1 protein-coding gene is annotated in these 211 nt (G+C 72.0%); it reads left to right on the top strand.

Translation table 11 applies throughout. The features are described 5' to 3' along the window. The coding region (locus ADK54_RS46135; protein WP_159047857.1) for a hypothetical protein at positions 1-211 on the top strand (211 nt) is incomplete at both ends.

The raw sequence follows: 211 nt of genomic DNA, 5'->3' as shown, positions 1-211 counted from the left end.
GCAGGAGGCGTCGATCACGCCACCGCGCGGGGCAGTGCCGCTGGGCCGGATCGGCCGCAACATCCGCGCCTACCGGATCCCCGCCACCCGCACCCGCGGCGAGCGCTATCTCTACATCCTCCATCAGGGCGCCAACCCGGCCCGGGGTGTGAATCCCGCCATGATCACCTCGTTCCGGCCCGACCGGGTCGAGGAGATCGCCGGGGTCTAC

Origin of the sequence: Streptomyces sp. WM6378 (assembly GCF_001279695.1) — a bacterium.
In the GTDB taxonomy this organism is placed as follows: Bacteria; Actinomycetota; Actinomycetes; order Streptomycetales; family Streptomycetaceae; genus Streptomyces.
Note: the sequence above shows the minus strand (reverse complement) of the source record. Positions and strands in the feature narration are given on the sequence as shown.